1 protein-coding gene is annotated in these 11,667 nt (G+C 39.5%); it reads right to left on the bottom strand.

Going from position 1 to position 11,667, the window contains the following annotated elements; all coding sequences use genetic code 11:
* Window positions 1-83: 83 nt before the first annotated feature.
* Window positions 84-11,504, bottom strand: a complete 11,421-nt coding sequence (locus ACM55I_RS03190; protein ID WP_416845325.1) for a PKD-like domain-containing protein — start codon at window positions 11,502-11,504, stop codon at window positions 84-86.
* Window positions 11,505-11,667: the final 163 nt, after the last annotated feature.

Raw genomic sequence — 11,667 nt, forward strand, 5'->3', positions numbered from 1 at the left:
TAAAAAGAATAATTAATATCAATTTTAAATTTATGGTTAATGTTTGCTTAATTACGCCAGTTTTAGCATTAGATATGACTTTTTTATTTGATTATAATTTTTTTATTGTAATCTCCCTTTGAAGTTTTTAGTTTTACTATGTAAACTCCGGAACTTAGATTCTTGATTGGAATCTGAATTCTGGTTTGATCTATATTTTCAACATCCCATTTTGTAAGATCTTGTCCTAATAGATTAAACAGGTGGACTTCCTTAACCATCGTGTCAAGTACTTTGTTTTGAATAATTAAAACTTTATAGTTGTTTGAATATAAGATTAGAATACCATCATTAATAGTATTGTCTTCAATACCAAGTGTTTTGTTAGTAAATCGCAAAGAGAAACGATTATTGTATTCACCAACAGCAAGCGGAATAGCAAATCCACTATTTTTCATATCATGATAATTTCCGGAAATATTGTCATATAAGTAAATTTTAGTAGTTTCAGGTACGTTTTCTAACGCATCAATTTTGATGGTAGTCAAGCCTTCATTTGCTATAGTAAGCCCTATAGGAATTATTTGGTCATCATTAAAATCTGGGACACCTTGAATCACAAACTTACTATTACTAAATTCCCAATAAATGTTATCTCCTTCTATCTCTAGCATTGGGGCATCATAACCAATGTCAAATTCATTAGTGGTATTACTGTCTACTCCCACTAATAATTGTCGATTTATTCCTAAAGCCGATACTAAACTCAATCTGATTTTAGATCTTGGGTCAATTTGCTCGACTGCCATTTTTTTAGGAACACTTTGTTTCATAAATATTGAATTCCCGGAACTTTCTCTAATAAAGGCTCTTTGACTGTTTTTAAAATTCAAGGTTCCACCTTGAACGGTAGTTGCTGTTCCTGCTAATGATGGGTCTAAAGAAGCGTCTACAAAGAATCCTTGGGCTACTGGAATGTAACGTTTTGGTATTTTTGTTCCGGTTGAACCATTATTTACATTCAAAGGATCATCGGCGATGGCAACTAACCCACCCATTAAGGTATAAGTTCCATAACCTCCAACATATTCCGCCAGAAAGTGATTGCTTGTTAAACCGAAATGATCCCAAAAATAGAGTGCTCCACTAAAAATATTTGCACTTGCTCTACAACCAGTACAATCTTTTAAATTGTCTTTTATAAACTCATCAGCATCAAGTGAAGATGGATATGGATTCCCTATTAAATAGGTTTGATCTAGGCTAATGTTTAATGCGACAGTTCCAGAATTTGGCTTGCCAACAAAGACATAATTCTGCATTGATAGAAGAGAAGATGTTCCATCAGTTCCCTTCATTGTAAATCCTTCACCTTTTCTAATCACTCCGGTACTTCCAATATAGTTCCATTGGTAATAATTATCCCAATCCGTATTAGAATCCGGTGTTAATGAATTGTAGGACCAGATCCATCTGTTACTTATTTTTACTGGGTTTGATAAAGAACCATCAGCAAAATAGGCTCCATCACCAAAGGATATGATTTCTTGATTAAAATTAGAAAGATTTATAACATTTGTTATATCTGTACCATCTCTTAAAACACTTCCAACAGAATAATTAGTATTATTTAGACTAACAGGGGACGACCAGTAATTGTAATTGAAACTGTTTCTTTGCCCTTGTTGGTCTCTCAATAGATATCCTGTACCAGCTGTTGGGTTTGTTGCAGTTCCAGCTTGTATCAGTTGCGCTTCACCAGTTAAACGTAAATCTCCGCTTAGGAGCGATAAATTATTCAATACGGTTAATTCAAATCCATCAATTACACTTATTCCTTTGGCACCGCCCGAATTATTAGTTGTTAAATTATAATAGGTCTCTTTGGCTTTTATGCCAAGATTTATATTCTGAATCTGATTTGATGTATAGCCATTAAAAGTTACTGTTCCTGTTCCCGGAATAAAAGCACCACTATTTTTCCAGTCACGACTAATTTGTAATTCGGAATTATTGTAATTCACCATGGTAACTGAAGCACTGTTTGCTATAATAATATCTCTGGCACTTGCGATATAGTTATATAAAGAAGCAAAAGGAGAAGTTCGATCGATTACCGGCATTCTTGGACCTCCTGACGGATTGGTAGGGATTTGTGCATCAATTGTAAGAGAAGGCAACCCTTGTTCCCAGTTTTTACAATCAAACCAATCGGTGCTCACTAAACCAGTCCATATACCCGGAGTACCAGTCAGCACTGTTACTGTTGCCGCTCCTATCAGTCCTTGTGGTAATGCTACTGTACAGTTTGCGTCACTTAAATTGGTAACAGTATAGGTGCAGTTTGCTTTGATATTAGAAACGCTAAATAGATACGGACTGGCACCATTATATGTTACGGTAGTGGGTGTCGTACCATTACTATAAGTGATAATCCATGGTGCTTTACCCGTTAATGTAATATTAAAATTAGCTGTCCCATCATAGCAAATAGTTTGATTTACCCCTATATTAGCAGTAGGTCTTTTATTTACGGTTACTGTAATAAGTGTCGTTCCTTCGCTACCATAACTTCGACAACCATTAAGATAGGATGTTACTTCATAGGTCGTGGTTACTGGTGGTGTTACTGTTACGTTTGTTGAATTGGCAATGCTTATAATTGCCCCTGTTCCAAGATCTTTCCAATCGGATGTTAATGCAGGAACTGGAGTTTGAGGAATTTTAATATTATCTAGTGCCCAGGAACTACCTACATTTGAAGGAAGATTTCTGTCTTCAGTTCCATGATAACTAAATCGTATTCTTAAGTTATTGTATCCTAAGTATGCATCTAAATTTAAACTAATTGCGGTGTTAAATACATTATAAGGAGCTTGATTCCCTGAATAATTGGCCAAATTAGTCGGATAGGTTAGGCCTCCGTCAAAGGATAGATCCACTTTTCCCCATGCTCCATTATTTAATTTATAAGCACTATCAAATGTTAAATTAGCTGTTGTTAATCCGATTAGATCAAAAATTGGGGTCTCCATTATCGAATTTAAATTACCACGTACTATGGCAAATTTTTTATCGACAGAATTATATTCGTCACCTGCATTTCCATTAGTTTCTGAAAATGTATGATTTTTTCCATTATCACCAGAGGCGTTAAAATTTCCTCCATCTACATACCAACCCGGAGGCTGAGCGGTATTGAAAAGGCCTCCATTTTGTAGGGCTTGACTGCTTGAAAAACTAGTTAATGAAATTAAAGTTGTTGATTCTCCTTCGCAAATTGTGGAAGGACTTGCACTTACGGGTGTTGGTTTAATGTTTGGAATTATAAATAAAATGGCTGTATCAGAATAGCTTATTGCACATAATCCATTTTTAACAACGGCTCTAAACAGGGTAGCTGTTGTTATGGCGGTATAAGTATATGTTGTATTGCCGGCATTTCCTTTATCTGACCATGTGTTACCACCATCTGTTGAAGATTGCCATCTATCAACAATACCGATTTGCCCACTTAAAGCTACAGTTCCACTTGCAGAATGACAATCAGTAAATGTTTTGGCACCACTTGAGAAAGTAACTACACCACCTATTGAAGGTGCTGCAACAACAATTGTAGCTGTTATTGGTAATCCCGGACATCCATTTGAAGTAGGAGTTATCGTAAAAGTCACCGTTACAGCGGCATTAGTTGTGTTTGTCAAAGTTCCACTGATGTTGCCACTTCCACTAGCCAAAATTCCGGTTACTGCGACTGTATTGTCTCTGGTCCAATTAAAAGTAGTTGAAGCTACGTTTCCTGATAAAACTATAGCCGTAATTACACTGGCTGAACATATTGTTTGTGACGCTGGAGTCGCAACTACATTTGGTGTTGGATTCACCAGAACTGTTGCTGTTATTGGTGTTCCGGGACATCCATTAGCAGTAGGAGTTATCGTAAAAGTTACCGTTACTGGAGCATTGGTTGTATTGGTTAAATTTCCGCTAATATTTCCACTTCCGCTTGCTGCTATACCGTTTACAGTTGCAGTATTATTTCTAGTCCAATTGAAAGTACTTGCAGTAACACTTCCAGAAAGTGCTATTGTTGTAATTGCACTGGCTGAACATATCGTTTGTGATGCTTGGGTTGGAATTGCATTAGGAGTTGGATTTACCAAGATTGTAGCTGTTATTGGTAATCCCGGACATCCATTTGAAGTAGGAGTTATCGTAAAAGTTACCGTTACAGCGGCATTAGTTGTGTTTGTCAAAGTTCCACTGATGTTGCCACTTCCACTAGCCAAAATTCCGGTTACTGCAACTGTATTATCTCTAGTCCAATTAAAAGTAGTTGAAGCTACGTTTCCTGATAAAACTATAGCCGTAATTGCACTGGCTGAACATATCATTTGTGAAGCTGGAGTAGCAACTGCATTTGGTGTTGGATTCACGAGAACTGTAGCTGTTATTGGTGTTCCCGGACATCCATTAGCTGTAGGAGTAATATTAAAAGTTACTGTTATAGGCGTATTAGTGGAATTGATTAAGCTTCCGCTAATATTTCCACTTCCGCTAGCTACTATTCCAGTTACTGCTACTGTATTATTTCTTGTCCAATTATAAGTAGTCGAAGCAACACTTCCAGAAAGTGCTATTGTTGTAATTGCACTGGCTGAACATATTGTTTGTAATGCTGGAGTTGCAACTGCATTAGGAGTTGGATTTACTAAAACCGTTGCTGTTATTGGTGTTCCAGGACATCCATTTGCTGTAGGTGTAATGGTAAAAGTTACGGTTACTGGCGCATTAGTGGAATTGGTCAAGCTTCCGCTAATGTCACCGGTTCCACTAGTAGGAATTCCGGTTACGGTTACTGTATTATTTCTAGTCCAATTATAAGTTGTAGCAGCTACATTTCCTGAGAAAGCTATTGTGGTAATTGTACCAGCTGAGCAAATTGTTTGTGTAGCATTTGTGGCTAGAGCACTTGGTGTTGGATTAACAAGGATAGTAGCAGTTATTTTACAACCATTACTATTGGAATAAGTTATTACCGCCGTACCTGCAGTTATGCCAGTTACTAGACCATTATTGCTTACACTAGCTACTAAAGTATTAGAAGATAGCCAAGGATTGACCGCTGCCGGTGCTGCTGAACCGCTTAATTGAGTTGTGGAACTTTCACACACATTTAGTGTTCCACTAATTGTTGGTAGCGGATTAACAGTTAATGTTGCAACAGCAGATTGAACGGATGAACACGTATAACCTATAGGGCCTGAAATCAAGACATCGTAATTTGCTGCATCTGCTGCTGTACTATTATTTATTGTTAATGTAGAAGATGTTGTGGTAGAAGTTGCCCCACTTATATTTATTCCATTTTTTCTCCATTGAAAAGACAAAGGATCTCCATTTGCATCAGCAACAACAGTAAATGTGACATTAGAACCAGTGCATAATGCTTGTGAAACTGGTTGTGTTGATACAATAATAGCTTGGTCTACGTTCAATGTTCTTTGAGCAGAGGTAACTGATGCGCATGGTGACGCTCCACCAACTATTACATAATAATAACCATCATCAGTTAAATTTGCCTGATTAAAATGAAGATTTGTTGATTGAGCACCTGAAATATTGGCTGAATTAGCTACTGGTGTCCCGCTTGGAGCTGAACCTTTATACCATTGATAAGTCAATCCATCACCAATGGCAACGACGCTTAAATTTACAGGGAAACTGGCACATATACTCGTGTTTGAAGGCTGTGTTGTAATTACTGCAGCTTTTTTAATCGTTAGGAAGATAGTTGCGTTTACGGATGGACATGGACCAATCGGATCATTAGTAGTATATGTTAGCGTAATGATACCTGTACTAATATCAGCAGCGCTTGGGGTGTAAATTGCAGTTGGTGTATTGTTATTGAATGTACCGCTTCCGCTTGTACTCCAGGTGGCTGAAGTAGCACTTCCTCCAAAAGAACCAGCCATTGTAGCAGTTGTATTTGAACAAATTGTTAAGTCAGAACCAGCATTAACAGTTGGAGCCGAGTCTATAGTTATAGCTCTTGTTGCACTTACAACAGAACATGTACTAGGAGCATTTGTAGTAAGCGTAAGAGTAACAGTACCGCTAAAGTTTGGTGCAGGAGTATAAGTTACTGTTGCGGGAGTTGCAGTTTGTGCTGTGCTGCTTAATAGTCCCCCGCCAGAGGTTATGGACCATGCGCCAGTTGTTGCTCCACCACCTAGAGTTGCTCCAGCTAATGTAATGGCTGCAGGAGTTGCAGATTGACAAACTACATCGGGTCCTCCTGCATTAACGGTTGGAGCAGCATTTATAGTTATGGTTCTTGTTGCACTTACAACAGAACATGCACTAGGAGCATTTGTAGTCAGTGTAAGCGTAACAGTACCACTAAAGTTTGCAGCTGGAGTATAAGTTACTGTTGCAGGAGTTGCTGTTTGTGCTGTACTGCTTAATAGTCCCCCGCCAGAGGTTATGGACCATATACCGGTTGTAGCTCCTCCGCCTAGAGTTGCGCCAGCTAATGTAATGGCTGCAGGAGTTGCAGATTGGCAAACTACATCGGGTCCTCCGGCATTAACAGTTGGGGCAGCGTTTATAGTTATAGTTCTTGTTGCACTTACAAGGGAACACGCACTAGGAGCATTTGTAGTAAGCGTAAGAGTGACAGTACCACTAAAGTTTGCTGCAGGAGTATAAGTTACTGTTGCAGGAGTTGCCGTTTGTGCTGTGCTGCTTAATAATCCCCCACCAGAGGTTATAGACCATGCACCAGTTGTAGCTCCTCCGCCTAGAGTTGCACCGGCTAATATAATGGCTGCAGGAGTTGCAGATTGACAAATCACATCAGGTCCTCCTGCATTAACAGTTGGAGCAGTGTTGATAGTTATGGTTCTCGTTGCACTAATAACTGAACATGTACTAGGAGCATTTGTAGTCAGTGTAAGCGTAACAGTTCCGCTAAAGTTTGCAGCTGGAGTATAAGTTACTGTTGCAGGAGTTGCAGTTTGTGCTGTGCTGCTTAATAATCCCCCGCCAGAGGTTATAGACCACGCACCGGTTGTAGCTCCTCCGCCTACGGATGAACCAGCTAATGTAATGGCTGCAGGAGTTGCAGATTGACAAACTACATCGGGTCCTCCTGCATTAACAGTTGGAGCAGTGTTTATAGTTATGGTTCTTGTTGCACTAACAACAGAACATGCACTAGGAGTATTTGTTGTAAGTGTAAGCGTAACAGTACCACTAAAGTTTGCAGCAGGAGTATAAGTTACTGTTGCAGGAGTTGCAGTTTGTGCTGTGCTGCTTAATAATCCCCCACCAGAGGTTATGGACCATGCGCCAGTTGTAGCTCCTCCGCCTACGGATGAACCAGCTAATGTAATAGCTGAAGGAGTTGCAGATTGACAGACTACATCAGGTCCTCCGGCATTAACAGTTGGAGCAGCGTTTATAGTTATAGTTCTTGTTGCACTTATAACAGAACATGCACTAGGAGCATTTGTGGTAAGTGTAAGTGTAACAGTTCCGCTAAAGTTTGCAGCAGGAGTATAAGTTACTGTTGCAGGAGTTGCAGTTTGTGCTGTGCTGCTTAATAGTCCCCCGCCTGAGATTATGGACCATGCACCGGTTGTAGCTCCACCGCCCACAGATGCACCGGCTAATGTAATGGCTGCAGGAGTTGCAGATTGACAAACCACATTAGGTCCTCCAGCATTAACAGTTGGTGCTGCGTTAATAGTGATAGATTGAAAGGCTGTTTTAGTTCCGCCACAGCCTCCAGTGATAGTATAAATAATATTGCAATTACCTGCTGCGATTCCTGTTACGATTCCTGAACTGTTAACTGTGGCTACAGCAGTATTGCTGCTACTCCAAGCACCAATACCACCACTAAGAACGACAGAGTTCGCTGTGTAGGTTGTTGTTGCGGAACTGCATAAAGTACTTATCCCCGTAACAGAAGCGATACTTGCAATCGGTGTTATGGTTACTATCATTTGGTCGCTTACTGCTGTACAAGATCCTGACGGATCATCAGATGTAATGGTTAATGTTACAGTTCCCGCAGTTATTGCAGCAGCTCCGGGAGTATAAGTTGCATTCCATTTATTTGCATTAGGAGAAAAAGAACCTCCGTTAGAAGAACTCCATACTACGTTATTGTTCCCTGTTGCTCCTCCAGTTGTAGGAGAAAGGGAAACATCCGGTGATGCAGCGCAAACTACCTGATCAACCCCTGCATCCACAAAAGCAAAATTACCAACAGTTACGAGTAAATTTGCACTAGATGCACTTGAACCACAGGCATTACTTGCTTTTACTGATATATTACCAGTAACAGCAGAAGATGATGCAGTAACCGTGATGGAATTTGTACCAGATCCAGCAGTAATAATCCAGCCTGTTGGTAAGGTCCATGTATAACTTGTAGCATTAGCCACAGCGGTAACACTGTATTGTAATCCAGAAACAACGGGACATACTGATGTAGATTGTGGGCTAGTTGGTATCGCTGGTGTTACTGGAATAGCAGTATTTACAGTTACGGCGAAAGTTTGCGCACTACTTGTACCGCAAGAATTGGTTGCGGTTACGGTAATATTTCCACCAACTGCAGTTCCTGATGTTGAAACCGTAATAGAATTTGTATTTACTCCTGCTGTTATACTCCATCCTGAAGGTAAAGTCCATGTATAAGAAGTAGCATTTGGAACAGCAGTTATATTGTAAATAAGGCCTGATTTGCTTATACACTGTTCTGTTGAACCACTTATTGCTCCCGGTGTTCCCGGTGTTCCCTGACTTACAGTTACAGCCAAATTTTTTGCAGCACTTGTACCACAGCTATTTCCAGCGGTAACGCTAATGTTTCCATTTTGACCGGCAGTACCGGATGTTACAGTAATTGAATTTGTATTAGTACCTGCTGTAATTGACCATCCTGTAGGGACTGTCCAAGTATAAGTTGTTGCATTAGCTACTGCAGTTATGCTATACGTTAACCCAGTAATGCTTGGACATACTGGTGAAGTTCCACTTATTACTCCCGGTGTAGCCGGTGTCACTGGACTTATAGTTACTGCCAAGGAATTGGCTACACTTGTGCCACAGCTATTTCCAGCGGTAACGCTAATATTTCCATTTTGACCCACACTACCTGATGTTACAGTAATTGAATTTGTTCCTGCGCCAGCAGTTATTGACCATCCCGTAGGAACAGTCCAAATATATGTTGTCGCATTGGTTACTGCAGTGATGCTATAAATCTGCCCTGTTAATGCAGGACATTGTGTAACCGTTCCAGTTATTGCTCCCGGTGTTACTGGTGTTGCTGGATTTACGGTTACTGCCAAGGTTTTTGCAGCACTTGTTCCGCAACTATTTTCAGCAGTCACACTAATAGTTCCATTTTGTCCAGTACTTCCTGATGTTACAGTTATTGAATTAGTTCCTGTACCGGCGGTTATTGACCATCCTGTTGGAACTGTCCAATTATAAGTTGTCGCATTGGTTACTGCAGCAATGCTATACGTTAATCCGGTAATTCCAGGACATGCAGATGAAGTACCGGCTATTGCTCCCGGTGTTGTCGGTGTTGCGGGACTTACAGTTACTGCTAAAGTGTTTGCTGAACTTGTACCACAGCTATTTCCAGCAGTGACACTAATAGTTCCATTTTGACCCGCGTTACCTGATGTTACAGTAATTGAATTAGTTCCTGCTCCAGCGGTTATTGACCATCCTATAGGAACTGTCCAAGTATAAGTTGTCGCATTGGTAACTGCAGCGATGCTATAAATCTGCCCTGTTAATGCAGGACATTGTGTAACTGTACCTGTTATTGATCCAGGAGTTGCAGGAGTTGTTGGTGCTACTGTTACTGCCAAAGTTCTTGTAGCACTTGTGCCACAGCTATTTTCAGCTGTAACGCTAATGTTTCCATTTTGACCAGTATTACCTGATGTTACAGTAATTGAATTAGTTCCTGTACCTGCAGTAATAGCCCATCCTGTTGGAATTGTCCAATTATAAGTTGTCGCATTAGTCACTACAGCGATACTATATATTTGGCCAGTAACCGCGGGACATTGTTTAACAATACCTGTTATTGCTCCAGGCGTTGCTGGTGTTGCCGGACTTACAGTTACAGCCAAAGTTCTTGTAGCACTCGTTCCGCAACTATTTCCAGCAGTAACACTAATATTCCCATTTTGACCTGTACTTCCTGATGTTACAGTAATTGAATTAGTTCCTGCACCTGCAGTAATTGACCATCCTGCTGGAACCGTCCAAGTGTAGGTTGTCGCATTAAGGACTGGTGTAATGTCATAAGTTAAAGTTGTAACACCAGGACATACAGGAGTTGTTCCTATGATAGCTGCGGGTGTTGCTGGCGTTGCTGGGTTTACGGTAATAGTAATAGGATTACTAATCGCAGTAGTGGGAGACGAACAAGCTGCATTTGATGTTAGTTCAACAGTAACTATATCACCATTAACGAATGATGAGGTAGAAAAATTTGGACTGTTAATACCAGCATTAAAACCGTTAATCATCCATTGATATGAAGGAGTACTGCCTCCATTTATTGCTATAGCAGAAAAATTTATTGAATTACCTGGGCAAATCGTTGTAGCCGATGAGGAAATACTTACTGATGGTATCACAATATCATTTACCGTCATCGTAATTACATTGCTGGTTACTTTTGTAAGAGAAGGACAAGTAGCATTAGAAGTTAGAACAACTGTCACTTTATCAGTATTTACTAATGAAGAAGTAGTAAACGTTGGACTATTAATTCCTACGTTTACACCATTTATCTTCCATTGATAAATAGGAGTGGTGCCACCATTAACAGGAGTGGCCGTAAAGGTAACAGAAGTACCGGCGCATATATTATTTCCTGGATTTACTCCAATGTTTACTGATGGTACTAAAAGTGTATTCACCGTTACCCCTACCGTTGCTGTATTGAAACAACTATTTGCATCTGTTACGGTCACTGTATAAGTTCCCGAAGCAGCAGTTGTTACATTAGTAATTGATGGATTTTGTGATGTTGATGTAAAGCCATTTGGTCCAGTCCAGCTATAAGAAATCCCTCCCGATGCAGTAAGGTTTAATGTAGAACCGGCGCATTGTGGAGAGTTGCTTCCAGCTGAAACTATTGGCAAAGGATTAACAGTAACTGTTGCTACATCAGAATAGGTGATAGTACAGATTGCTCCACTTGATGCAATTACATTATAAATAGTTGTAGTGGAAGGAGAAACTGAAAAAGGTATGTCCGTTCCTGTTAAGCCAGTCACAGGACTACCAATATCTGTAGTTCCTATTCGTAATTGATAATCCATACCGGTCTCACTATTAAACAACGTGATTATGGCATTTTCACCTAAACATATTGTAGGGTCAGATATGATTTTTTCTGTGATGCAATCTTGTCCAAAACTGCAAAGCGAATTTAGAGACAATAGAATTATAAATAAGTATTTTTTTTTCATGACACCTACATTTTAAAACCAAACGATTAATATTTTTATAAAAATGTATAGAAAAACTTATGCTGTTTTTAGAAACAAAAAAATGTTTATTGTAGTGGTATTATTTTCAATGAAAAATGGATTCTGTTACTTTTTTTGGTGCAATTTTTTATAATTTTTTCAC

The sequence above is a fragment of the Flavobacterium algoris genome (assembly GCF_048158525.1).
In the GTDB taxonomy this organism is placed as follows: domain Bacteria; phylum Bacteroidota; class Bacteroidia; order Flavobacteriales; family Flavobacteriaceae; genus Flavobacterium; species Flavobacterium algoris.

Excerpts from the sequence above, each read along its gene's own strand:
- ACM55I_RS03190 (WP_416845325.1), bottom strand. The coding sequence starts at position 11,504 with ATGAAAAAAAAATACTTATTTATAATTCTATTGTCTCTAAATTCGCTT.